Source organism: Acetobacter sacchari (assembly GCF_017377715.1).
In the GTDB taxonomy this organism is placed as follows: domain Bacteria; phylum Pseudomonadota; class Alphaproteobacteria; order Acetobacterales; family Acetobacteraceae; genus Acetobacter; species Acetobacter sacchari.
Map to the genome: position 1 here is coordinate 1 of NZ_JAFVMF010000095.1, position 256 is coordinate 256.

At 54.3% G+C, this 256-nt stretch carries 1 protein-coding gene; it reads right to left on the bottom strand.

All coding sequences use genetic code 11. From position 1 onward, the window contains the following. Positions 1-35: 35 nt before the first annotated feature. Positions 36-256, bottom strand: a 221-nt coding sequence (locus J2D73_RS20390) for a hypothetical protein (protein WP_207884251.1), incomplete at its 5' end; no start/stop codon positions are given.

A 256-nucleotide genomic window follows, 5' to 3' on the forward strand; every position in this document is an offset into this window, starting at 1 on the left:
TGCCGCTCTTTGCCTTGGCGCCCATAACCGAAATTTCACGGGCTCGCGTTTCGGAGCGGTTTTTCGGCGGCAAAATTGCCCCGAAATGAAGCCGGAAAATACGCGCAAGCGGCGCGTCGTCGGCTGGGTGGATGGTAGCGGAGGGTGGTTTTGCCGGATTGAGAATTCAGCGAGTTTCGAAATTCCGGCTGACGGAATTCCGCGTTTTTAAGATTCTTGCATTGGATATTGCTGAGATTCTTCGACGCGCGTTCCA